The sequence below is a fragment of the Pantoea sp. SM3640 genome, assembly GCF_015654165.1.
Classification (GTDB): Bacteria; Pseudomonadota; Gammaproteobacteria; order Enterobacterales; family Enterobacteriaceae; genus Pantoea; species Pantoea vagans.
The window spans coordinates 198,653-221,105 of the sequence record NZ_CP064872.1 but is presented as its reverse complement, the minus strand read 5'-3'; the positions used below and the strand labels follow the sequence as shown (position 1 = coordinate 221,105).

The window sequence follows — 22,453 nt, the reverse complement described above, 5'->3', positions numbered from 1 at the left end:
AAACGGCGGGCACAATGCCCGCCGTTTTTTATCCGCTCAGCCATTACGGCATCGCGACAAAGCCTACCGCTTCGTAAACCTTCTTCAGCGTTTCCTGCGCCTGTGCGCGTGCTTTCGCCGCGCCATCACGCATTACCTGCTCCAGCAGCGCTTCATCGTTACGGAAGCTGTGATAACGCTCCTGCAGCTCAGAGAGCATGCCCGATACCGCATCGGCTACTGCGCCTTTCAGGTGGCCATACATCTTGCCTTCGAACTCCTGCTCCAGCTCGGCGATGGTTTTACCGGTCACGCCCGACAGAATATCCAGCAGGTTAGAGACGCCCGCTTTCTCTTTGATGTCGTAGCGCACCACTGGCGGCTCTTCAGAATCGGTAACGGCGCGTTTGATCTTCTTCACAACCGCTTTCGGATCTTCCAGCAGGCCGATCACGTTGTTGCGGTTGTCATCAGACTTGGACATCTTTTTGGTCGGTTCCAGCAGCGACATCACGCGCGCGCCAGACTTCGGAATGAACGGCTCTGGTACCCGGAAAATATCGCCATAGATCGCATTGAAGCGATGCGCAATATCGCGGCTCAGCTCCAGGTGCTGCTTCTGATCTTCACCGACCGGCACCTGATTGGTCTGATAGAGCAGAATATCCGCCGCCATCAGCACCGGGTAGTCGAACAGACCGGCATTGATGTTCTCTTCGTAACGCGCTGATTTGTCCTTGAACTGCGTCATACGGCTCAGTTCACCGAAATAGGCGTAGCAGTTCAGGATCCAGCTCAGCTGCGTGTGCTCTGGCACATGCGACTGAACAAAGATGGTGCTTTTTTGCGGGTCGATACCACAGGCCAGATAGAGCGCCAGCGTATCCAGCGTCGCTTTACGCAGTGCAGCAGGATCCTGACGCACGGTGATCGCGTGCAGATCAACAATGCAGTAAATGCAGTGGAAATCATCCTGCATCTGCACCCACTGACGCAGCGCTCCCATATAGTTGCCAATGGTCAGTTCGCCGGACGGCTGTGCGCCGCTGAAAACGATGGGTTTCATACTTAAGTCCTGATATTTACAGCCCCAGTGTGGGCAAAAGTTCGTCGAAAGAGTCGAGGGTTAAATCGGGCTGGCTGGTGGCAATCGGCTCGCCATAGTTATAGCCAAAGGTCATACCGACATTAGGTACGCCTGCCGCCTGCGCCGCCTGGATATCATTGCGAGAGTCGCCAACAAACAGCAACTCGTTCGGCAGTACGCCGAAGGTGCCCAGCACCATGAAGATCGCTGCAGGGTGCGGTTTTTTAACCGGCACATCATCGCCACCGATAATCAGCGAAAACGCATCGGCAATGCCAAGCGATTCAAGCAGCGGTGCCACAAACGGCGTCGGCTTGTTGGTCACAATCGCCATCGGCAGCCCGGAAGCTTTTAAGGCATCCAGCGTCTGCTTCACCTGTGGGAACAGCGTGCTGCCCGCATCCACGGTGTCGGCGTAGTGGCGGTCAAACAGCGCGCGTGCATCGCGCTGCTCTTCCGGCTGCGGCTCACGGCCCAGCGCGAAGGTCAGCGCACGGGCCATCATGATATCGGCACCGTTGCCAATCCAGGTTGAGACACGCTCAAGGCCCGCCTGCGGCAGACGAAGATCCTTCAGCGTGCGGTCGATCGCATCGGCAAGGCCTGGCGCGCTATCCACCAGCGTGCCATCGAGATCAAACGCCAGCGCACGAATATCAGTGAAATGAGCCATTGGCTTTCTCCAGTTCGTTGCGCATATCGTCGATCACTTTTTTATAGTCAGGATGACCAAATATGGCAGAACCCGCGACAAACATATCTGCACCGGCAGCCGCAATCTCGCGGATATTGTCGATCTTCACGCCGCCATCCACTTCAAGACGAATGTTGTAGCCGCTCTGATCGATACGTCTGCGCGCTTCACGCAGTTTATCCAGGGTGCCGGGAATAAATGACTGACCGCCAAAACCTGGGTTCACGGACATCAGCAGAATGATATCCAGCTTATCCATGACGTAATCGAGGTAGCTCAGCGGGGTCGCCGGATTAAACACCATACCCGCTTTACAGCCGTGCTCTTTGATCAGTTGCAGGGTGCGGTCAACGTGCTCGCTGGCTTCCGGATGAAAGGTAATATAGGTGGCACCGGCTTTGGCAAACTCCGGGATCAGCGCATCGACCGGTTTTACCATCAGATGCACATCGATGGGGGCAGTGATGCCATAGTCGCGCAGTGCTTTCAGCACCATCGGACCCATGGTCAGATTAGGGACGTAGTGGTTGTCCATTACGTCGAAGTGAACCACGTCACCTCCGGCCGCCAGCGCTTTGGCTGTGTCTTCGCCCAGGCGGGCAAAATCCGCCGACAGGATTGAAGGGGCCAGCAAATATTGTTTCATCCGATTCTCCCACTGTTGTGCGCCAGCACTCAGGCTGGCGTAATGCGTTGGTCGCGGACGAAACAGACTAGCGATAAAGTGCCAGCAGTTCGTCGACCTTGGTGCGACCGGCTATGCTCCGGCTGATAGATCGCCGTGCTTTGACCACATGTAACACTGCATCCTGATACCATAAACGCGTCAGTGCAGTGTCGTGGTTAGAAATCAGTACCGGAATCCGGTGCTCCGACGCAGCCAGCTGTGCCGCTAACGCCGCCAGATTCTCCTGCTCACGCAGGCTGAAGCTGTTGGTATGATAAGCCGTAAAATTGGCCGTGGCCGACAGCGGTGCATAAGGCGGATCGCAATAGACCACCGAGCCTTTACCAGCACTGGTCAGGGTAACATCGTACGATTCACAGACAAACGTCGCTTTTTGCGCGCGCTCGGCAAACCATAACAGTTCGGCTTCCGGAAAGTAGGGTTTGCGATAGCGGCCAAACGGCACGTTGAACTCACCACGCAGGTTATAGCGGCAGAGGCCGTTGTAACAGTGACGGTTCAGATAGAGGAACAGCAGCGCACGCTGGTAGGCGTCGGTGCTGGTATTAAATTCGGTGCGGCGCTGGTAATAACAGATTTCGTTGTTACCTTCCGGCGTAAACAGCAGCTGCGCGTCACGGATGAAATCCGCAGTACGCGTTTTGACAATGTTGTAGAGATTAATCAGGTCGCTGTTGATATCAGCCAGATGGTAGCGATCAAATTCCGTGTTCAGAAACACCGAACCCGCGCCAACAAATGGCTCGACCAGACAGTCGCCTTGCGGCAGATGACGATGGATCTCTTCTACTAAGGGAAATTTTCCCCCTGCCCATTTCAGGAAAGCGCGATTTTTTTTCATGCTGTCGTGGTTATAACATCTTATTGTGAGGCTGTGGCTGGACCGACAGCAGATCTGCGCTTAAAACGGGGCCAGAGCCTGGCCCCACATCCGCTATTGGCTGGCTTCTTTCTTCACCTGGCTGACGGGTTTTACCCACGGGTTCTTCGCACGCACGTCTGCAGGCAGCGATGCTACAGCGCGTTTGGCATCGGCCGGTGTGGCATAGGAGCCACTCACCAGCACGTACCACGACTGACCGTTACGGGTGGTTTTGTAGACGTGATATCCACTCAGATTTTGTTGCTTAGCCCAGGCATTCAGGCTTTCCGGCTTCGATGCACCGCTCAGCTGCAGAGTGTAGCTGCCACCTGGCAGTGATTTGCTGGCTGAACTGCTGCCCGCAGCCGTGGTAGCTGGCGCAGAACTCACTGGCGTACGCGCTGGCGTGGTGTGCGTTTTGCTGTCACGGGTTACAGGCTTCGATGCTGTTTTATGCGATGAATCGTGCGCCGGACGAGCAGCGGTATTGGATTTGTTCGGTGTCTGACGGACTGAAGGTGCCGTAACAGGATTAGCAGCCGTTCCGGCATTGCCGCTGACCGTTGCTGGCGCCATTGGCAGTGAACTGCCGCCCTGCGTGCCCATCGCGGCACTGTCAACCTGCTGCTGCTGATTAGTCAGCGCGCTATTCAGATCGCCCGGCAGCGTGACACGCTGCTGATTCGCGGGCGCATCAACCGGGGCGGCCTGGGTAGGCGTTGAAGCCACAGGCGGCATCGAAATGTCGCGCTGCGGATTAGAGGCAGCATCACCGCTGGTCGCCGCGTTATTTTCGCTGGTGGCAGGGGTAGTCTGCGCACCTGACGGAGGCGTCTGAGCGCCGGACATGGAAGAGGAGCCGCCCAGGTCAATGTTCTTCTCGCTGCCCGAACCGCCATTGGTGGCAGGGGTTGTTCCCGCCGTGGCCGGTTTTTTCTCATCCGGGCCATTCAGCGCCGAACCAATCCCCAGTACCAGTAACAGCAGAACCAGGATCCCGACGCCCATCATGATACGCTGGCGCGAAACCGGTGTTTTGGCCGCAGTAGAGGACTTACGAGGGCGCGAGGGACGGCGGTCGCTGGCGTCAGGCTTTAACTCGTCTTCCGGTTTAAACTCATCCATTTTGGCTCCTCCGTAAAGCGGCATTCCGCACTGCGCACCCTGCGCGCCGCGTCACCACTCAACTGCTTAATCTCAGGGTTGCTGACAATCGTTAATTGCAGCCAGCACCATATCATGTGCCACGCCACCACGCACTTCAGAGCGGCCAATCGACAGCGGGAGTATCAGCCGCAGTTCGCCCGCCAGAACTTTTTTATCGCGCATCATGTGCGGCAGATACATCTCTGCACTCATTGCCTGCGGCCCATGCACCGGTAAACCGGCACGCCTGAACAGGGCAATAATGCGGTCGGTCTCTTCCGCCCGGAACTGTCCCAGACGTTCAGCCGTGCGTGCTGCCATTACCATGCCCGCCGCAATTGCTTCACCGTGCAGCCAGTTGCCGTAGCCCATGTGTGCTTCGATCGCATGACCAAAAGTATGGCCCAGATTAAGCAACGCCCGCTGACCGTTTTCACGCTCATCGGCCGCCACGACGTCAGCCTTCAGTTCACAACAGCGACGAATGCAGTACGCCAGCGCCTGTTCATCCAGCGCCAGCAGAGCATCAAGATTCTGCTCCAGCCACTGGAAAAACGCACCGTCAAGGATAATGCCGTACTTAATGACTTCCGCTAAGCCAGACGCCAGCTCACGCGCAGGCAGCGTCTTCAGACAGGCCGTATCAATCACCACTGACGCGGGTTGATAAAACGCGCCGATCATGTTTTTGCCCAGCGGATGGTTAACGGCCGTTTTGCCGCCAACTGAAGAATCAACCTGCGACAGTAAGGTGGTCGGTACCTGGATAAAGCGTACGCCACGCTGATAACTGGCCGCAGCAAAACCGGTAAGATCGCCAATGACGCCGCCGCCTAAGGCGACAAGCGTCGTATCACGACCGTGCGGCTTTTGCAGGAGCGCGGTAAAGACCTGATCCATCACGGCCAGCGTCTTATGTTGCTCGCCGTCGGGTAAGATCACCTGATCCACTTTTACACCTGCCGCTGTCAGCCGCGCTGTCAGCTGGTCAAGATAGAGCGGAGCCAGCGTCTGGTTTGTCACCACCATGGCGTTTTCGCCCGCGGTCAGCGGCCAAAAAGAAGCCGGATCGTTAAACAGTCCGGCGGCGATAGTGATGGGGTAACTGCGTTCCCCCAGTGAGACGGTGATCTTCTCCATGATGCCCGATACCTGTTAAAAAGCCTTCGAACGTTGGATCAACTTTTTTCCAACATGTGGATAATCTGATTCGCCACCACTTTTGCACTCTGATCATCTGTGCGAATGGTGACATCGGCGATCTCTTCGTAGAGCGGGTTGCGTTCGCCAGCCAGCGCTTCAAGCACTTCGCGCGGCGGTGAATCCACCTGCAGCAACGGACGTTTTTTGTCACGTTGGGTGCGCGCCAGTTGCTTCTCGATGGTGGTTTCAAGATAAACCACAACACCGCGGGCGGAGAGACGATTACGCGTTTCCCGGGATTTGACGGAACCACCGCCTGTCGCCAGGACGATGCCTTGCTTCTCGGTCAGTTCGTTAATGATTTTTTCTTCGCGATCGCGAAAGCCAGCTTCGCCTTCGACATCAAAAACCCAGCCCACATCCGCTCCGGTGCGTCGCTCAATTTCCTGATCGGAATCGAAGAACTCCATGTTGAGTTGCTGAGCCAACTGACGGCCAATAGTGCTTTTGCCGGCACCCATCGGCCCAACCAGAAAGATATTGCGTTTCTCTGCCATTTTGTCGGTATTACTAAGAATTCGTTAATGATACCCCGCGTTCAGCATTTGCTGGCGGGACAGGAACTGAGACCTCATGAGCGTTAGCAAGAGTCAGATGAAAAATTATCTCAACACTCAAGGCTGTTTGGCAACCGATTATATTGCCTTCAGCACATCCATTTCTGAATTGGCCTGTGTTCGCGAAACTGTAACGCGCCAGCGCTGCGTCTTTACAACGCTGCTTACAGAGGAGTTTTCTGATCTGTTTGCCGGGATTTACCCTGCATAGACGGTTACACCGTATTGAAAATCGCTAAACCTTGTAAGCTAATTCCTCTCCTGCGTCAACGCAGATGGCCTTAAGGGACGCATTTTCCGTTTTATCCAGCCGTAAGCGCTGCTTCCCTGACCAATCGCGGCGTTATGAAGATCACCAGCTCTCTTTTTTTGCGCTGCTCCGATTGCTGACGAAACAACCCGCCAATCAGCGGCACATTTCCCAGCAGTGGCACTTTATTCTCTCCGTGACTGCGCTGCTGCTGAAAGATACCCCCTAACGCCAGTGTTTGCCCGTCACTGACCGTGACCTGCGTCTCAATTTCCTGTTTATCGATGGATAATATGTCACTGTCGCCGGTTCTGATGCTGCGACCCGGCATGTTCTGACTGATATGGATCTTCAGCTGGATGCGGCCATTCCCGGAAATCGTCGGTGTCACCTCCATGCCCAGCACCGCTTCTTTGAACTCGATACTGGTGGCACCGCTGTTTCCCGCCGACACTTCATAAGGTATCTCCGTGCCCTGCTTAATCGACGCGGTCTGCTGATGTGAGGTAAAGAGACGCGGACTGGCGATGATTTCAATCTGGTTCTCCTGCTCCAGCGCACTTAATTCCAGATCCAGCAGCTGACCGCCGATGCGCGCCAGCGCCATACCCACGCTGATGCCGGGTGAACTCACCGCCAGCGGAATATCCAGCCGGGGATGATGCAGGATGTCTGTCACGGCGGCGTCACCGGCCTGCAATCCCCACTTCACGCCCAGCTCCTGCAGATGCTCTTCGCTGATGGTGACGATATGCGCCGATAGCTCGATTTGCTCCAGTGGCAGGTCCAGCGCCCGTATCCAGCGTTCCGTCTCTTTCAACGCTGCCGCCGTATCGCGCAGTAACAGGGCGTTGGTGCGTTTGTCGACCGTCACGCTTCCGCGCGGTGTCATCAGCGACTGCCGTTCAGTCAGCAGGCTGGCATGCACCTCGCTGGCGCTGGCATAGCGCAATATCACAGCGCGCTGCTGCAAAGGCATCTGCTGCAACTTTTCCTGCTGCTCCGCTTCCCGTGCCTGCTGCTGAGCCTGCTGCCAGCTCTCCGGATAGACCAGCAGCACATTATCCTGTTCTATCAGCGTCAGCTTTGCCATGCGCGCTACCAGGTCCAGCGCCTGATGCCACGGCAGGTTATCAAGCCGCAGCGATAACGACCCTTCCACCTCTGGCGCTATCATCAGGTTGATCTGCTGATAGTCAGCCAGCGCCTGTAAAATGCGCGCTACCGGCGCGTTATCAAATGTCAGGCTGAGAGGCTCCTCATCAGCGGCGTAAACCGGCAGCAGGCAGCTTAAGAGCAGCAGCAGAGTAGCTATCCTTTTCATGCGAACGTCCTTTTAAGTAAAACGAAGTCTGTTGTGCAGTGCAGCTATTCGGTACCGCTAAGGAGAGGCTGCGGCGGGTCATATCAGCGAGTTGCCAGGGCGACAGGGGAAATGGCTTGCCTGTGCGGACTGCGACGCTCTCACCCTGCGGGTTTAGCAGCCAGGCATGAAAATCCGTCTCACGGCCAATGATCCCCTGCAGACGCCAGCCGGTAAGCGGCTCCACGAGCGCCTCACAAATCGAACCGGCAACAGGCCGGAACGGATCACGTGCCAGCACACCGCCACAGCACAGCAGTAAAATCAGCAGGCTATTGCGCATCGTCGGGCTCCAGCCAGAGTTGAGCCACCAGATACTGCGGCTGCGCCAGCAGCTGGAAATGCACCGGAAACGTCAGGGAAGCATCGGCAAGCTCGGCAAAAAGTGACTGAAACGCCGGCCACTGCAGATGCAGGGTCAGCGTGCGTGAAGGATAATCCGGCTGCCACTCTTCCAGCTGATGACGCCGTGCCGCCAGCATCGCTTCCACTGCCCGGCCCGATGCACCCGGTGCAGATCTGGCGGTCTGCATCGACTGCAGCTGCGCCTGCAACTGCGCTATATCCGGGTTCTGGCCCCACTGCCGCCGCCGCTGTTCCAGGGTACGGTTCAACTGCAACAGTTTCTGCTGTTCAGCGATCAGCGTCTGCTGCTGTGGCCGCAACCAGAAAACCCATGAGATCAGTAACAGGCTGGCTGAGACGGCAGCGAGCATGCCGTAACGCGGAAGTGCAGCCATCTGCCACCAGCGATCCCACCACTCATTCATCAGTCACCTCCTTCACCTCTGCCCGCAGTGAAAAGCGATAATGACTATCAGCCTGACGCTTAACGCTGCCCTGCCTCACCTGACCAAACAGCGCGACGGTGGTTAACTGCTCACGGAACTGCCGGACCGCCGCCATATCCTGCGCCAGCCCCTCCAGCGTGAGACGATTGTCGCGCTTCTCCAGCCGGGTCAGCCAGGCGGTGTCAGGCAGTAACGCGGGTAAATCGAGCCAGAACTGATGCCATGCGGTCAGTTGCAATGCCTTCTGGCGCTGCTTCGCCTGCTGTTTTTGCACTGCCGTGCGCTGTGCCAGTAATGTCTTTTGCTGCGCCAGCTGCGCGTCCAGGTTTTCCAGCGCCTGCTGCTGTACCCTGCCCGTCTGCGCCACCTGCTCACGCGCCTGACAGATGCGCCAGCTTTGCTGCATGACTCCCACCAGAACAGCACTCAGCATCAGTGACAGCACGACAAGGCTCTGTCGCCGCTGCTGCTGCTGACGGCGCTGCCGCCACGGCAACAGATTCACTGCGTCCATCATTGATCTCCGTCGCGCAGCGCCAGCCCGGCCGCCAGCGCAAAGGCACCCGGACTTTCCGGTAACGGCGGCTGTTTATAATGGAACAGATCAAAAGGGGAAAACGCGCGGGCATCAGCGGGCAGCGCAGAATTATCGGCTGAGCACCAGACGACAGAACGGGCATCGGGGAAGGCCTGCTGCTGTAGTGCCGCAAGCGTGGCAGCTTCGCCGTTGTCAGCCGCGGTATGCACATCGCTCCAGAGCCAGCGGTTATCCTGCTGCAGCACCAGTACCGCACCCTCCTGCAGCGCGGCCTGGCGGGCCAGCCGCCTGAGCGCTTCGGTAGTCAGCTCGAACACCTGCGGCTTTAATCCCGCCTGCAGCAGTGGCGCTGCCCACTGGTCTATAATCTCCAGCCGGGCCGCCGTGACGCAGAGCTGGCCGCTCTGTGTGTCGGCCCGGTAATCCAGTGCCAGCGCAGCAGGCTCCAGCGGAAAGAGACGGCGCGCGGCCGCCTGCACGTAGTGCCCCAGCGCAGGCTCATTGAGCGACTGTGCGGGCAGGGGAAGCTGGCGCTGCAGTACCAGCCGGGCGGGCAGCGCGACACGCAGCGAGTAACGACGCGGCAACCGCTGACGCCAGGCCGTTAAGGCTGCCAGTAATTCAGGCGAAGATTGCAGCACGCCGTTTCTTAACGTATCTTGCGGCAGCCGCTGCTGCCACCAGTGGCGTAGCTGCCAGCCATCACGACGAGGCTGGAGGGCCAGGGCACAAATCTGCCTATTCTGAATATCCAGCCCAATTTGCCAGGTATGAAAAGCCATGCGCGCGATCTCCTTATCGTCCGGGAAAGATGGACATATCAAAGCGTCTGGCTTGCCTTTATACTACCGCGCGGTTGTTTATAAACTGCTCAAACGACAAGAGATGGGAAATTCCAGGTGAAGTTCGTAAAGTATTTATTGATCCTTGCAGTGTGTTGCATCCTGTTGGGAGCTGGCTCGATTTATGGTTTATACAAATACATAGAGCCACAGCTGCCCGACGTAAACACGCTGAAAGATGTGCGTCTGCAAACCCCGATGCAGGTTTACAGCGCCGATGGCGATTTAATCGCCCAGTATGGCGAAATGCGCCGTATCCCTTTGACTCTGCAGCAAGTGCCACCTGTGATGGTGAAAGCGTTTATTGCGACCGAAGACAGCCGTTTCTATGAGCACCATGGTGTTGACCCGGTGGGTATTTTCCGTGCGGCCAGCATTGCGCTGGTTTCCGGTCACGCCTCACAGGGTGCCAGTACCATCACTCAGCAGCTGGCCCGTAACTTCTTCCTGAGCCCGGAACGCACTCTGATGCGTAAAATAAAGGAAGCGTTCCTGGCGATCCGCATTGAGCAGTTGCTGAACAAAGATGAAATTCTTGAGCTCTACCTGAATAAGATCTACCTCGGCTACCGTGCTTATGGCGTCGGCGCAGCTTCGCAGGTCTATTTTGGTAAGCCGGTTGACCAGCTGTCGCTGAGTGAGATGGCGATGATTGCCGGTCTGCCAAAAGCGCCGTCCACCTTTAACCCGCTTTATTCACCGAGCCGCGCCCTGTCACGCCGCAACGTAGTACTGGCGCGTATGCTGGATCAGCATTACATCACGCAGCAGCAGTATGACGAGGCACGCAATACGCCGCTGGTGGCGAAGTATCACGGTCCGGAAATCGCCTTCTCTGCTCCCTATCTCAGCGAGATGGTGCGTCAGGAGATGGTGAAACGCTACGGCGACAATGCCTATACCGACGGTTACAAGGTTTACACCACTGTCACCCGCCGTCTGCAGGAAGCCGCTCAGACCTCGGTGCGCAATAACGTCATGGCTTACGATATGCGTCATGGCTATCGCGGCCCGACCAGCGTGCTGTGGAAAGTGGGTGAACCTGCCTGGGACCAGACGAAGATTGAGAAGGCGCTGAAGCCGCTGCCGGTCTATGGACCGTTGCATCCGGCCGTGGTCACAGAAGCACGCAGCGATGAAGCGACCGTGATGCTGAAAGATGGCAGCAATGTGTCGCTGGCACTGGCGGGTGTGCGCTGGGCGCGTCCTTATAAATCTGACACCGTGCAGGGTCCGACGCCGAAAAGCGTGACGCAGGTCCTGCAGGCTGGTCAGCAGATCTGGGTGCGCAAAGTGGGTGACGACTGGTGGCTGGGCCAGGTGCCGGATGTGAACTCGGCGCTGGTCTCGCTGGACCCGAATGATGGTGCGGTGCGCGCGCTGGTGGGCGGTTTCGCCTTTAACCAGAGCATGTTTAACCGTGCGACCCAGGCGCTGCGCCAGGTCGGTTCTAACATCAAGCCTTTCCTCTATACCGCCGCCATGGATCGCGGCCTGACGCTCGCTTCCATCCTGAACGATGTGCCTATTTCACGCTGGGATGCGGGTGCCGGGGCTGACTGGCGTCCGAAGAACTCACCGCCAACGTATGATGGTCCGATTCGTCTGCGTCAGGGACTCGGCCAGTCGAAAAACGTCGTCATGGTACGTGCGATGCGTGCGATGGGCGTAGACTACGCCGCAGAGTATCTGCAGCGCTTTGGTTTCCCGGCTCAGAACATTGTGCACACCGAGTCGCTGGCATTGGGTGCAGCCTCATTCACACCGTTACAGGTGGTACGCGGCTACTCCGTAATGGCGAATGGCGGCTTCCTGGTCGATCCTTACTTCATTACCAAAATTGAGAATGAACAGGGCGGCACCGTATTTGAAGAGAAACCGAAGATCGCCTGTCCACAGTGCAATCTGCCGGTCATCTACGGTGAGACCAAAAAAGCGCTGGCGTTGAATGAAGAGAGCGTCGAGAACGTTGCTGCTTCAAATAACAACCAGAATCAGGCGGTTCCTCAGCCTGAATTGGAGCAGGTTCCTGCGCAGGCACAGCAGGGTGAGCAGCAATATGCGCCGCACGTGATCAATACCCCACTCACCTTCCTGATTAAGAGCGCGCTGAACAGTAATATCTTTGGCGAACCGGGCTGGATGGGAACCGGCTGGCGTGCCGGGCGTGACCTCAAGCGTAATGATATCGGCGGCAAAACCGGTACCACCAACAGCTCGAAAGACGCCTGGTTCTCGGGTTACGGCCCTGGCGTGGTGACGTCAGTCTGGATCGGTTTTGATGATGCGCGCCGCAATCTGGGCCGCAGCACGCTCTCCGGTGCGATTCCCGATCAGATTTCGGGCTATGAAGGTGGTGCGAAGAGTGCACAACCGGCATGGGATGAGTACATGAAGAGCGCGCTGGACGGTGTGCCGGTACAGCCGTTAACCCCGCCGGATGGCGTGATCACAGTGACTATCGACCGCAGCACCGGCAAGCTGGCCAATGGCGGTGGCAACACCCGTCAGGAGTACTTCATCAATGGCACCCAGCCAACCGAATATTCGGTGCATGATGTGGGTACGACGATTATGGATAACGGCGAGAGTCACGAGCTGTTCTGATGTGACCCACATAATCGCACGATAAAAATGGCCGACTTTAAGTCGGCCATTTTTTTATTCAGTGACGCATCTTAATCAGTAATTCAGCCGCCCCTGTTTCACCAGCCATTCGCGCGCCATAAACAGCGCACTGACATTGCGTGCTTCGCGGAAATCGGGTTCGTCCAGCAGCGACAGCATATCGCTCAGCGGCCAGCGGTGGACAATCAGCGGCTCCGGCTCATCGCCTTCCAGCTTTTCGGCGTAGAGACCTTCCGCTATCACAATATTCATCTTGCTGGAAAAATAGGAGGGGGCCATTGTGAGCTTACCCAGCGTGGTCAGCTGTTCGGCACCAAAACCCACCTCTTCTTTCAGTTCGCGCACCGCCGCTTCATTCACGGTTTCACCTGCATCGATCAGCCCTTTCGGAAAACCCAGCTCGTAAGTTTCCAGTCCGACGGCATACTCCTGAATCAGGATCAGATGGTCATCAATAATCGGCACAATCATCACCGCTTCACGCTCAGAGGGCTTCATCCGCTCATAAACGCGATGCGCCCCATTGCTGAAAGCCAGATCGACCGACTCAATAGTGAATAACCGTGAACGTGCCACGGCGGTGATATTGAGGATGTCGGGTTTTTTTGGAATTTTCATATCAGCCTCAAATTATTCTGCGTCGGCTATCTGGAGCGAATTAGCATACCTAACCACAGGCAATTGTGCGACAGTCAGGCAATGACGTTATCGTTGCATAGATTACAGCGATTGAATAACAGCCTTTGGTTATCAGTTAAGACTAAATTTGCATTAGTCAATATGCTGCGATAAGTTTCAGATAATACCGATATTTAATCCAGTCTGTGCCAGTTACCATTCGGACAAGGCAGGGTTTAACAAATGCCAATAAGATATACGCTGGCACTATTTCATCGGGTGTCTGACTCCTCAGGGTTATATAATCTTCCGGAATGCCTCTTTTATAGTGAGCATAACCGGAGGCGAAAGTTTAAAGTGAAGGCAGCATTTTGGCTGAATTGAGCAGAGCATGAGCACAATCTTTATGATCCTGGCCATAGTGCTGACCTGTTCAATCCTGGCAGGTATTGGGTTCTGGTACGCTATGCGGCATCGCCCGCCGTTGGCGAAACCGCTGCCATTCATCAGTCCGCCCTGCCGTAAACTTTCTGCCCAGGAGCGTGAGGCGGTCGATAAATATGTCGCCGCGCTGGAAAAGCAGCCCCGTACCACGCTGACTACCGATAAGCGCAGCGCGCCTGAACGTCTGACACTCACGGCGCAGAGCAACAATGTGTATCCGGTTACCCGCGCCATTACCCGCTATGGCCTCTCGACTGACGATCCCCATAAATGGCGCTACTATCTGGATGAAGTTGAAGTTCATCTGCCGCCGCTGTGGGAACAGTACATCACCGACGAAAACTACGTTGAGTTAATCCGCACCCAGTCCATTCCGCTGGTAATCTCACTGAACGGCCACTCGCTGGTGGATTACGCGGTCGACCAGCAATCGCTGCCAACACTGATGCGCCCGGTGTCGACCAACGCCTCTATCCGCAAAGCAGAAACGGAAAATGTCGAACTGCTGCAGGTGCGCAAAGAGACAGCGGAAGAGTATCGGCTGTCACGGCCAGACGGCACGCGTGAAGCGGTGATGATCTCCCTTGCCTTCTTACTCTTTTTCTTCAGCCTGCTAGTGCCCACCACACTAATGATCTGGCTGGTACTGACGGGCGCAGTCACGATCGCGGCCAGTCTGTGGCTGCTCTATCGTATTCCCGGTGAGCGCGGATTGCGTGATATCCACTGCCTGCGCGGCGCGCCAAAGCGCTGGGGCCTGTTCAGCGAATCTAATCAGGAGCAGAGCAACATTACGCTGGGGATTATTGACCTGGCCTATCCCCCGCACTGGCAGCCCTATGTGGCACACGATCTCGGTCAGGTGACGGATGTCGAAATCTACCTCAACCGCCAGGTGGTGCGTCAGGGACGTTTCCTGTCGCTGCAGGATGAAGTCAAAAACTTCCCTATCCAGCGCTGGCGGAAAAACGTGGTGCTGGCCTGTGGTTCGCTGATGGTGCTGACCATGCTGGTCACCTGGATCCCGCTGGGTATGCCGATTAAGCTCAGTCTGGCCTGGGCCAGAGGCACGGATAGTCTGGAGGTCAACAGCGTCGATAAACTCAGCAGCGTGCCGCTGAATATTGGCGACAACCTCAAAGTGAGTGGCACCGGCATGTGTTCCGTGCCGGACAACTACCAGAGCAACCGCAGTTACGCCTATATGCCGTTTGACTGTTCGGCGGTCTACTGGAATAACGCCATGCCATTGCCGCAGCCACAATCTGACATCATAGACAAAGCCGCGGCGCTGCTGGATACCACGACAAAGCAGCTGCATCCGGAAACCAATACCGATCCCAAACTCAATCCACAGCTGGCGTCCGCGATTCAGAAGTCCGGCATGATTCTGCTGGATGATTTCTCCGATCTGGTGATGAAAACGCAGGATCTCTGCAATCAGCCGCAGGACTGTATGCGCCTGAAAAATGCGCTGGTGAACCTGGGCAATGCTAAAGACTGGGAAGCGCTGATGCGCCGGGCAGATTCCGGTCAGCTCAACGGCATGAATGTGCTGCTGCGGCCGGTAAGCGCCGAAGCGCTGGAAAATCTGGTCAATACCGCCACCTCGACCTTCTTTTTCCGTGAAACCCGTCGTGCGGCAGAAAATCTCAACAGCCCGCCGCCAGGGGGATTCCTGATCGTTAGCGACGAGGGTCGCCAGCTGGTGAATCAGCCACAGCCCACCGTGTCACTGTTTGATCTTGATCCCCCCTCCCAGTGGCACGAGCTGCAACGTATTTCTGCCATGCTGCTGCACACGCCGTTCAGCGCCAGCGGCATCATTACTGGCATTTCTACCGATGCCAACGGCACACGTCACATCATGCTGCACAATGAACCGGACGCTATGGCGCAGTGGCGCTATCTCGGCACCGTATTGCTGCTGCTGGTGCTGCTGACCTGCGGCGTGATCAACGGACTGCTGGCGCTGCGTCGCATGCACCGTAATCGCCAGCGCATGATCGATATCCAGCAATACTACGACAAGTGTTTCAACCATAACCTCGGCACTTTGCAGAGCGTGCGCTCGATATTCTGAGCCCTGCCCTTCTGTGCTACCCTGTCGCCCGGTTTTTTACAGGGTCTGACACTACGATGCTCAACTGGTCTGAGATTGATACCGTGCTGCTTGACATGGATGGCACGCTGCTGGATCTGGCATTCGATCGCCACTTCTGGCTGGAGCATGTCCCTGAACAGCTCAGCCAGCAACGCGACATCACCCGTGCAGAAGCCGACGCGATCATCACGGAAAAGTATCAGGCCGTCGCCCATACGCTAAACTGGTATTGTCTGGATTACTGGGCAGAGGCGCTGTCGCTGGACATCCGTGCCATGACCTGGGCGATGCGCAGCCGGATCGCACTGCGTGACGATACGCTGCCTTTTTTGCAGGCCCTGCGTCGCGCCGGAAAGTCCACGATTCTGCTGACCAACGCGCATCCTTACAATCTGGACGTCAAACTGGCGCAGACAGGTTTAGCGCCGCACCTTGATTTATTACTTTCCACCCATACCTTTGGGTATCCGAAAGAAGACCCGCGTTTATGGCACGCGGTACAACAGCACACCGGCTTTTCTGCGCCGCGCACGCTGTTTATCGACGATAGCGAAGTGATTCTGGATGCTGCAACGTTATGGGGCATCGGCTGGTGTTTAGGCGTTAAGAATCCCGATTCGGGTCGTCCTGAACAAATCTTTCAGCGTCACCGCGCCACGGACGATTACCGGACGCTGATCTGAGTCAGGAGCAGTAATGAAAGAGAAAAGCAGCGAAGAGGTCCGCCTCGACAAGTGGCTGTGGGCAGCGCGCTTCTACAAAACCCGGGCGATGGCGCGGGAAATGATTGAAGGCGGCAAGGTGCATTACAACGGCCAGCGCAGCAAACCCGGCAAAGTGGTAGAGCTGAATGCGGAACTGACACTGCGTCAGGGCAATGATGAACGCACCGTGGTGGTGGCTGGTATCACCGCGCAGCGCCGTCCCGCCAGCGAAGCCCAGCTGCTCTATCACGAAACCGATGCCAGCATTGAAAAACGCGAAAAAATGGCGCAGGCGCGCAAGATGAATGCGCTGACTATGCCCCATCCCGATCGGCGACCTGACAAAAAAGAGCGTCGCGATTTGATGAAGTTTAAATTATCGGGCGATGAATAACGCCGTCTTCGCTGACGCACCATCGCCCCGTTCCAGTGAGAGAAAAAAATATGTCAGTCCAGGATCAACTGCACCGTTATCTGTTTGAAAATGCCGCCGTGCGCGGCGAGCTGGTGAACGTCTCTGACACCTGGCGTGAAACCGTGAAGAACCACGACTATCCGGCACCGGTTAAAACGCTGCTGGGTGAGATGCTGGTCGCCACCAGCCTGCTGACCGCTACGCTGAAGTTCGATGGCGAAATCACCGTGCAGCTGCAGGGTGACGGTCCGCTGTCGCTGGCGGTGATCAACGGTAACAACAACCAGGAGCTGCGCGGCGTCGCACGTATCAAAGGCGACATCGCGGACGACAGCACCCTGAAAAGCATGGTCGGCAATGGCTATCTGGTGATCACCATCTCCCCTGAAAAAGGTGAGCGTTATCAGGGCGTGGTCGGGCTGGAAGGTGACACCCTCGCGGCGTGCCTGGAAGATTACTTCATGCGCTCCGAGCAGCTGCCCACGCGTCTGTTTATCCGCACCAGCGACAAAGGCGCTGCCGGTATTCTGCTGCAGGTGCTGCCCGCGCAGGACACGGAGAAAGAGGTCTTCGAGCACCTGGCGACCCTGACCGAAACCATTAAAACGGAAGAGCTGATCGATCTCCCTGCCAATGAGGCGCTGTGGCGTCTTTACCATCAGGAAGAGGTCACCCTCTACGATCCGCAGCCGGTGATCTACAAGTGCACCTGCTCGCGCGAACGCTGTGGCGAAGTGCTGACCACGCTGCCGCAGGAAGAAGTGGATGAGATCATCGCGGAAGATGGCAAAATTGACATGCACTGCGACTATTGCGGCTCAAACTACGTGTTTGACGCAGTAGACATTGCCGCCATCCGCAGCCACTCCCATGAGAATAACGACCGACTGCACTGATTAATCGGGCGGCGTCTGCCGCCCCTTCTCGATTCCCCAGCCTATCCCCATAATTTTTCAGACAAATTATCTTTTTTTACTTTCATAACATCTTTTAAACGTTCGAAACATGGCCTTAACGCGCCCTGAGTCGCATTTTTAGATCACTGCCCTTTTTCCCTTAACGCAGAAGAGTAAACTGCGCGCGATCGTGCAAACGCCCGGAAGCCAGGGGCAGATGCCCTGAATAGCCCGGTTATCTTTGCAGGCTGTCGTAACGACGCGCAGTAAACCGTCAGTGATTCACCGCACCCGATACAACAGCCGGTGGCACGATCCCAACCTATCTCTGCTTTGCAGAACAGACACCGATTTAAGGAGCAGTAAAATGCGCGTTAACGGCCTGACCTCGCAAGACCTTGCCGCTTTGGGCATCGTGGATACCACGGAAGTGGTTTACAACCCTGATTACGACACGCTATTTCAGGAAGAGACGCGCCCGGACCTCGAAGGTTTTGCTCGTGGCACCCTGACGCAGAGCGGCGCGATTGCAGTAGACACCGGGATTTTCACCGGGCGATCGCCAAAGGATAAGTACATTGTGCGTGATGACACCACGCGCGATACCCTGTGGTGGAACGACCAGGGCACCGGCAAAAACGACAATCAGCCTCTGTCACAGGAGACCTGGAACGCACTGAAAAGCTGCGTCACCCGCCAGCTTTCCGGCAAGCGTCTGTTTGTGGTGGATGCCTTCTGCGGTGCCAATGCCGATTCACGTCTGAGCGTTCGTTTTGTCACCGAGGTGGCCTGGCAGGCGCACTTCGTGAAAAACATGTTTATTCAGCCTACAGACGCTGAGCTGGCCGACTTCACGCCTGACTTTGTGGTGATGAACGGGGCCAAATGCACCAATCCGGACTGGCAGGCGCAGGGTCTGCACTCGGAGAACTTTGTTGCCTTCAATCTGACGGAACGCATGCAGCTGATTGGCGGCACCTGGTACGGTGGCGAGATGAAGAAAGGTCTGTTCGCCATCATGAACTACCTGCTGCCGCTGAAAGACATCGCCTCAATGCACTGTTCAGCTAACGTCGGTAAAGCAGGTGATGTGGCGGTCTTCTTCGGCCTCTCCGGCACCGGCAAAACCACACTCTCCACCGATCCTGACCGCCAGTTGATCGGCGATGATGAGCACGGCTGGGACGATGATGGCGTGTTTAACTTCGAGGGCGGTTGCTACGCCAAAACCATCAATCTTTCTGAGCAGGCTGAGCCGGAGATCTACCGCGCCATTCGCCGCAATGCGCTGCTGGAAAACGTGGTAGTGCGCGAAGATGGCAGTGTTGATTACGCTGATGGCAGCAAAACAGAGAACACCCGCGTCTCCTATCCGATTAATCACATCGACAATATCGTGCAGCCGGTCTCAAAAGCGGGCCACGCGAAGAAGGTGATTTTCCTGACCGCCGATGCGTTTGGCGTGCTGCCACCGGTTTCACGTCTGACGCCGGAGCAGACGCAGTATCATTTCCTGTCAGGCTTCACCGCCAAACTGGCCGGCACCGAGCGTGGCGTGACAGCGCCGACCCCGACCTTCTCCGCCTGTTTCGGCGCGGCATTCCTGACGCTGCATCCGACGCAGTACGCTGAAGTGCTGGTGAAGCGGATGGAGGCGTCCGGTGCGCAGGCTTACCTGGTCAATACCGGCTGGAACGGCAGCGGCAAACGCATCTCACTGAAGAATACCCGCGCCATTATCAATGCAATCCTGGCGGGTGAGCTGGATGATGCACCGACAGAAACGCTGCCAATCTTTAATCTGCAGATGCCGGTTGCGCTGGGCGAGCTGGACAGTGACACGCTCGATCCGCGTCGTAGCTGGGAAAGTGAAGAGAAGTGGACCGCTGCCGCCGAAGGTCTGGCACAGCGCTTTATTGATAACTTCGACAAGTATACAGATAACGCCGCAGGTGCTGCGCTGGTGAAAGCCGGTCCGCAACGCTAAAAGAACCGGCGCGGCAGTGATGCTGCCGCGCCGCGTTTATCAGTTTGAGATGCTGTTACTGCCATTGTTGTGACTCAGCGCCATCGTTTCCACTAACGGCAACCAGGCACGAATACGCAAGCCCCCGCGTTCGCTCTCGCCAATCTCCAGCGAGCCCTGATGGGCATCGATAATCCGCTGTACAATCGCCAGACCGAGACCGGTTCCGCTGGTGCTGCGGGCGCTGTCGCCCCGCACAAACGGCTGGAACAGATGCGCCAGCTGATCCGGCTTGATGCCAGGTCCATCATCTTCCACCTGGAACCAGGCGCGATGCAGTTCCCGTCCGCTGCTGACCTTGATCCAGCCATTGCCGTATCGTGCGGCGTTGACCACCAGGTTAGCCAGCGCGCGCTTAATCGACAGCGGGTTGATATCCAGCATTAACTCTTCCGGCATCACCGCATTTTCTATTTCACGCTCGTAGCCACTTTCCGCCGCAACTACCTCACCCAGCACGCTGTTCAGATCGGCACGCTCGGTCTGCATCTCCTGACCGGTGCGCAGGTAGTCGATGAACTGTTCGATGATGGCGTTGCACTCTTCGATATCTTTGTTAATCGATTCGGCCAGATAGCCATCCTGCTCGCTCATCATCTCGGTGGCGAGACGAATACGGGTCAGCGGCGTACGCAAATCGTGGCTGACGCCCGCCATTAACAGCGTGCGGTCATCCGCCAGCTGCTTCACCCCGGCCGCCATCTGATTAAAGGCACGCGTTACCGATCGCACTTCTGACGCGCCATACTCACGCAGCGGCGGCGGAATAATCCCGCGTCCCACCTGCAGAGCGGCGTGCTCCAGATCCACCAGCGGTCGGTTCTGAATGCGGATAAACAGCCAGGCACCGCCAATCGCCAGCAGCATAATCGCCAGGGTATAGCGGAACAGCGGCGAGAAGTCGCCCTGATGAATCTCTGTCAGCGGCACCCGCACCCAGATATCGGGCGACAGCCAGGTTTTCAGCCAGACCACCGGAGAGTTTTTGTTCACCTCAACCCGGACATCGGTCGGACCGCCGAGCTGCTGCCCCATCTGCTCGCTCAGGAACTCATAGTGCTGCGCCCAACGCAATCCGCTCTCCTCTGCTGCTGCATTGGTGTAGAGCGAGATCCCCAGTTCGCGGTAGATTTCCCGGCGAAACGCCGGGGGCACTTCCAGCTGCGTGCCATCTTCCAGCTGCAACCGGTCGGTCATCAGCATACGAACTTCGTAAGCGAGCACCTTATTGAACTGTTGCAGGCTGGGAAGAATGGCGAAGTTCAGCACTACCAGATAGGTCGTGACCAGGCTGACGAACAGCAGGGTAACGATCAGCAGCAGGGTGCGGGCAAACGAACTCCGTGGCGAGAAGCGCAGTCGCTTCATGCTTTACTGCCGTCCGGCACAAAGACATAGCCCAGACCCCAGACGGTCTGAATATAACGCGGATGCGCAGGATCCTCTTCCACCATGCGACGCAGGCGGGAGATCTGGACGTCGATCGAACGTTCCATGGCACTGTATTCACGGCCACGCGCCAGGTTCATCAGCTTGTCACGGGACAGCGGCTCACGCGGGTGGCTTACCAGCGCTTTCAGCACGGCAAACTCACCGCTGGTCAGCGGCATCGGCTCATCTTCACGGAACATCTCGCGGGTGCCGAGGTTAAGTTTGAATTTACCGAAGGCGATAATCGCCTCTTCCTGCGACGGTGCGCCTGGCAGTTCGTTGGCCTGACGGCGCAGCACCGCGCGGATACGCGCCAGCAGCTCACGCGGGTTGAAAGGCTTGGGAATGTAGTCGTCAGCGCCGATCTCCAGCCCCACGATACGGTCCACCTCTTCGCCCTTGGCGGTCACCATGATAATCGGCATCGGGTTGCTCTGACTGCGCAGACGACGGCAGATAGAGAGGCCATCTTCGCCCGGCAACATCAGGTCGAGCACCATCAGATGAAAGGATTCACGGGTTAACAGACGATCCATCTGCTCGGCATTAGCGACACTGCGCACCTGAAAGCCCTGCTCGGTGAGATAGCGTTCAAGCAGTGCACGCAGACGCATATCATCATCGACGACCAGAATTTTGTAGTTCTCTTGCATTTTCAACTCCCAAAGGCGCTATTGCCTGAGCCAACATTGTTAAAAAAAGATGCCTTATAGTGACAGTCATTAATGGTTTATATTCTAGCCAAAATTGTTACAAAGCATATTAAACAGGAGCTTATATTTGAATTAAGGTGATTTCGGGCCTGTTTTAACCCATTTGCCCCTGCCCGGCCTCTGATACGGCAAATCTGAAAAAAAGGCCCGGTTTCTCTGTATCGCTGGCGTCAGAAGCGAGCCAGTTTTTAATCAACGAATCAATTCAGTGAGTTAGCAGATAATTTGACTTAATGATCAGCCATCATTGTAGATAAGCTCCAGATAATCTACCTCAACAGCGAAGCGGCAGCATAATATTCCAGTAAACCTGCGTAACGCCCCACGCTCCTCTCGGATTAGTTTCAGCGGCCCTCTCAGCAAGGCCATTTTAAATTAAAGCCCTTTAAATCAATCAGTAAAGCCAACTTTTCGCCCCTCTCGTTTTGAACCAGACTGCTCTGGCAACATTCGATGTCTCAACGGGGAATACAC

Annotated in this window: 22 protein-coding genes; 7 read left to right on the top strand and 15 right to left on the bottom strand. The window is 56.5% G+C overall.

Annotated features, from left to right (window positions below; all coding sequences use genetic code 11):
* Positions 1-43 precede the first annotated feature (43 nt).
* The 7 genes from trpS to aroK form a co-directional block, all read right to left on the bottom strand.
* Positions 44-1,045 (bottom strand): tryptophan--tRNA ligase, encoded by a 1,002-nt coding sequence (trpS, locus tag IV493_RS01000; RefSeq protein WP_013359276.1) that lies wholly within the window; start codon positions 1,043-1,045, stop codon positions 44-46.
* A 16-nt stretch (positions 1,046-1,061) separates the two neighbouring features.
* Positions 1,062-1,739, bottom strand: a complete 678-nt coding sequence (locus IV493_RS00995; protein ID WP_147789583.1) for a phosphoglycolate phosphatase — start codon at positions 1,737-1,739, stop codon at positions 1,062-1,064.
* Positions 1,723-2,406, bottom strand: coding sequence for a ribulose-phosphate 3-epimerase (rpe, locus tag IV493_RS00990; protein ID WP_013359278.1), 684 nt, complete (start codon positions 2,404-2,406; stop codon positions 1,723-1,725). Before rpe ends, IV493_RS00995 begins: the two co-directional genes overlap by 17 nt.
* Positions 2,407-2,473: 67 nt before the next feature.
* Positions 2,474-3,289 (bottom strand): adenine-specific DNA-methyltransferase, encoded by an 816-nt coding sequence (gene dam, locus IV493_RS00985; protein WP_013359279.1) that lies wholly within the window; start codon positions 3,287-3,289, stop codon positions 2,474-2,476.
* A 93-nt stretch (positions 3,290-3,382) separates the two neighbouring features.
* The gene (locus IV493_RS00980; RefSeq protein ID WP_195857626.1) at positions 3,383-4,435 is read right to left on the bottom strand and encodes an SPOR domain-containing protein; all 1,053 of its coding nucleotides are present in this window, start codon (positions 4,433-4,435) and stop codon (positions 3,383-3,385) included.
* 72 nt (positions 4,436-4,507) lie between these two features.
* Positions 4,508-5,596, bottom strand: coding sequence for a 3-dehydroquinate synthase (aroB, locus tag IV493_RS00975; protein WP_195857625.1), 1,089 nt, complete (start codon positions 5,594-5,596; stop codon positions 4,508-4,510).
* 38 nt (positions 5,597-5,634) lie between these two features.
* Complete coding sequence (aroK, locus tag IV493_RS00970) at positions 5,635-6,156, bottom strand: shikimate kinase AroK (RefSeq protein WP_003852989.1); 522 nt, start codon at positions 6,154-6,156, stop codon at positions 5,635-5,637.
* Positions 6,157-6,253: 97 nt separating this feature from the next.
* Here aroK and IV493_RS00965 point away from each other — a divergent pair, with 97 nt between their 5' ends.
* A complete protein-coding gene (locus IV493_RS00965) occupies positions 6,254-6,427 on the top strand; it encodes a hypothetical protein (RefSeq protein ID WP_223811662.1) in 174 nt (57 codons plus the stop codon).
* A 91-nt stretch (positions 6,428-6,518) separates the two neighbouring features.
* Here IV493_RS00965 and hofQ read toward each other — a convergent pair whose 3' ends face one another.
* From hofQ to pilM, 5 genes are read right to left on the bottom strand one after another with little or no spacing between them, the layout of a single operon-like run.
* A complete protein-coding gene (hofQ, locus tag IV493_RS00960; RefSeq protein ID WP_195857624.1) occupies positions 6,519-7,790 on the bottom strand; it encodes a DNA uptake porin HofQ in 1,272 nt (423 codons plus the stop codon).
* On the bottom strand, positions 7,729-8,112 hold the full coding sequence (locus tag IV493_RS00955; RefSeq protein ID WP_195857623.1) for a DNA utilization family protein: 384 nt from the start codon (positions 8,110-8,112) through the stop codon (positions 7,729-7,731). Before IV493_RS00955 ends, hofQ begins: the two co-directional genes overlap by 62 nt.
* The gene (locus tag IV493_RS00950) at positions 8,102-8,599 is read right to left on the bottom strand and encodes a hypothetical protein (RefSeq protein ID WP_195857622.1); all 498 of its coding nucleotides are present in this window, start codon (positions 8,597-8,599) and stop codon (positions 8,102-8,104) included. The genes IV493_RS00955 and IV493_RS00950 overlap by 11 nt, the downstream gene beginning before the upstream one ends.
* The gene (locus IV493_RS00945) at positions 8,592-9,137 is read right to left on the bottom strand and encodes a PilN domain-containing protein (protein ID WP_230299979.1); all 546 of its coding nucleotides are present in this window, start codon (positions 9,135-9,137) and stop codon (positions 8,592-8,594) included. Before IV493_RS00945 ends, IV493_RS00950 begins: the two co-directional genes overlap by 8 nt.
* A complete protein-coding gene (gene pilM / locus IV493_RS00940; protein WP_195857621.1) occupies positions 9,134-9,940 on the bottom strand; it encodes a type IV pilus biogenesis protein PilM in 807 nt (268 codons plus the stop codon). The genes IV493_RS00945 and pilM overlap by 4 nt, the downstream gene beginning before the upstream one ends.
* Before the next feature lie 117 nt (positions 9,941-10,057).
* Here pilM and mrcA point away from each other — a divergent pair, with 117 nt between their 5' ends.
* On the top strand, positions 10,058-12,607 hold the full coding sequence (mrcA, locus tag IV493_RS00935; RefSeq protein WP_013359286.1) for a peptidoglycan glycosyltransferase/peptidoglycan DD-transpeptidase MrcA: 2,550 nt from the start codon (positions 10,058-10,060) through the stop codon (positions 12,605-12,607).
* Between the two features lie 75 nt (positions 12,608-12,682).
* Here the strand turns inward: mrcA and nudE are convergent, their stop codons facing one another.
* Entirely contained in the window at positions 12,683-13,246 is a 564-nt protein-coding gene (gene nudE, locus IV493_RS00930; RefSeq protein ID WP_033784164.1) for an ADP compounds hydrolase NudE, read from the bottom strand.
* Between the two features lie 391 nt (positions 13,247-13,637).
* Here nudE and IV493_RS00925 point away from each other — a divergent pair, with 391 nt between their 5' ends.
* The 5 genes from IV493_RS00925 (at position 13,638) to pckA (ending at position 19,796) form a co-directional block, all read left to right on the top strand.
* Complete coding sequence (locus IV493_RS00925) at positions 13,638-15,773, top strand: intracellular growth attenuator family protein (RefSeq protein ID WP_041457130.1); 2,136 nt, start codon at positions 13,638-13,640, stop codon at positions 15,771-15,773.
* A 56-nt stretch (positions 15,774-15,829) separates the two neighbouring features.
* Positions 15,830-16,477 carry a GMP/IMP nucleotidase gene (gene yrfG, locus IV493_RS00920; protein ID WP_033784167.1) on the top strand — a complete coding sequence of 216 codons (648 nt, stop codon included), beginning with the start codon at positions 15,830-15,832 and terminating at the stop codon, positions 16,475-16,477.
* A gap of 13 nt (positions 16,478-16,490) precedes the next feature.
* Positions 16,491-16,892 (top strand): ribosome-associated heat shock protein Hsp15, encoded by a 402-nt coding sequence (gene hslR, locus IV493_RS00915; RefSeq protein ID WP_195857620.1) that lies wholly within the window; start codon positions 16,491-16,493, stop codon positions 16,890-16,892.
* Between the two features lie 50 nt (positions 16,893-16,942).
* A complete protein-coding gene (gene hslO, locus IV493_RS00910; RefSeq protein ID WP_195857619.1) occupies positions 16,943-17,809 on the top strand; it encodes an Hsp33 family molecular chaperone HslO in 867 nt (288 codons plus the stop codon).
* A 367-nt stretch (positions 17,810-18,176) separates the two neighbouring features.
* Positions 18,177-19,796, top strand: a complete 1,620-nt coding sequence (pckA, locus tag IV493_RS00905; protein ID WP_195857618.1) for a phosphoenolpyruvate carboxykinase (ATP) — start codon at positions 18,177-18,179, stop codon at positions 19,794-19,796.
* 39 nt (positions 19,797-19,835) lie between these two features.
* On the opposite strand, the gene envZ is transcribed toward pckA, so the two are convergent.
* The gene (gene envZ / locus IV493_RS00900; protein WP_013359293.1) at positions 19,836-21,203 is read right to left on the bottom strand and encodes a two-component system sensor histidine kinase EnvZ; all 1,368 of its coding nucleotides are present in this window, start codon (positions 21,201-21,203) and stop codon (positions 19,836-19,838) included.
* Positions 21,200-21,919, bottom strand: coding sequence for a two-component system response regulator OmpR (gene ompR / locus IV493_RS00895; protein WP_003853014.1), 720 nt, complete (start codon positions 21,917-21,919; stop codon positions 21,200-21,202). Before ompR ends, envZ begins: the two co-directional genes overlap by 4 nt.
* Positions 21,920-22,453 lie beyond the last annotated feature (534 nt).

Bases quoted from the DNA above. Each gene is read 5' to 3' on its own strand.
- hslO (WP_195857619.1), top strand. From the start codon at position 16,943: ATGTCAGTCCAGGATCAACTGCACCGTTATCTGTTTGAAAATGCCGCC.
- rpe (WP_013359278.1), bottom strand. From the start codon at position 2,406: ATGAAACAATATTTGCTGGCCCCTTCAATCCTGTCGGCGGATTTTGCC.
- IV493_RS00995 (WP_147789583.1), bottom strand. From the start codon at position 1,739: ATGGCTCATTTCACTGATATTCGTGCGCTGGCGTTTGATCTCGATGGC.
- hofQ (WP_195857624.1), bottom strand. From the start codon at position 7,790: ATGAAAAGGATAGCTACTCTGCTGCTGCTCTTAAGCTGCCTGCTGCCG.
- ompR (WP_003853014.1), bottom strand. From the start codon at position 21,919: ATGCAAGAGAACTACAAAATTCTGGTCGTCGATGATGATATGCGTCTG.
- aroB (WP_195857625.1), bottom strand. From the start codon at position 5,596: ATGGAGAAGATCACCGTCTCACTGGGGGAACGCAGTTACCCCATCACT.
- pckA (WP_195857618.1), top strand. From the start codon at position 18,177: ATGCGCGTTAACGGCCTGACCTCGCAAGACCTTGCCGCTTTGGGCATC.
- IV493_RS00925 (WP_041457130.1), top strand. From the start codon at position 13,638: ATGAGCACAATCTTTATGATCCTGGCCATAGTGCTGACCTGTTCAATC.
- dam (WP_013359279.1), bottom strand. From the start codon at position 3,289: ATGAAAAAAAATCGCGCTTTCCTGAAATGGGCAGGGGGAAAATTTCCC.
- pilM (WP_195857621.1), bottom strand. From the start codon at position 9,940: ATGGCTTTTCATACCTGGCAAATTGGGCTGGATATTCAGAATAGGCAG.
- IV493_RS00950 (WP_195857622.1), bottom strand. From the start codon at position 8,599: ATGAATGAGTGGTGGGATCGCTGGTGGCAGATGGCTGCACTTCCGCGT.
- nudE (WP_033784164.1), bottom strand. From the start codon at position 13,246: ATGAAAATTCCAAAAAAACCCGACATCCTCAATATCACCGCCGTGGCA.
- IV493_RS00955 (WP_195857623.1), bottom strand. From the start codon at position 8,112: ATGCGCAATAGCCTGCTGATTTTACTGCTGTGCTGTGGCGGTGTGCTG.
- IV493_RS00945 (WP_230299979.1), bottom strand. From the start codon at position 9,137: ATGATGGACGCAGTGAATCTGTTGCCGTGGCGGCAGCGCCGTCAGCAG.
- IV493_RS00965 (WP_223811662.1), top strand. From the start codon at position 6,254: ATGAAAAATTATCTCAACACTCAAGGCTGTTTGGCAACCGATTATATT.
- IV493_RS00980 (WP_195857626.1), bottom strand. From the start codon at position 4,435: ATGGATGAGTTTAAACCGGAAGACGAGTTAAAGCCTGACGCCAGCGAC.
- yrfG (WP_033784167.1), top strand. From the start codon at position 15,830: ATGCTCAACTGGTCTGAGATTGATACCGTGCTGCTTGACATGGATGGC.
- envZ (WP_013359293.1), bottom strand. From the start codon at position 21,203: ATGAAGCGACTGCGCTTCTCGCCACGGAGTTCGTTTGCCCGCACCCTG.
- trpS (WP_013359276.1), bottom strand. From the start codon at position 1,045: ATGAAACCCATCGTTTTCAGCGGCGCACAGCCGTCCGGCGAACTGACC.
- hslR (WP_195857620.1), top strand. From the start codon at position 16,491: ATGAAAGAGAAAAGCAGCGAAGAGGTCCGCCTCGACAAGTGGCTGTGG.
- aroK (WP_003852989.1), bottom strand. From the start codon at position 6,156: ATGGCAGAGAAACGCAATATCTTTCTGGTTGGGCCGATGGGTGCCGGC.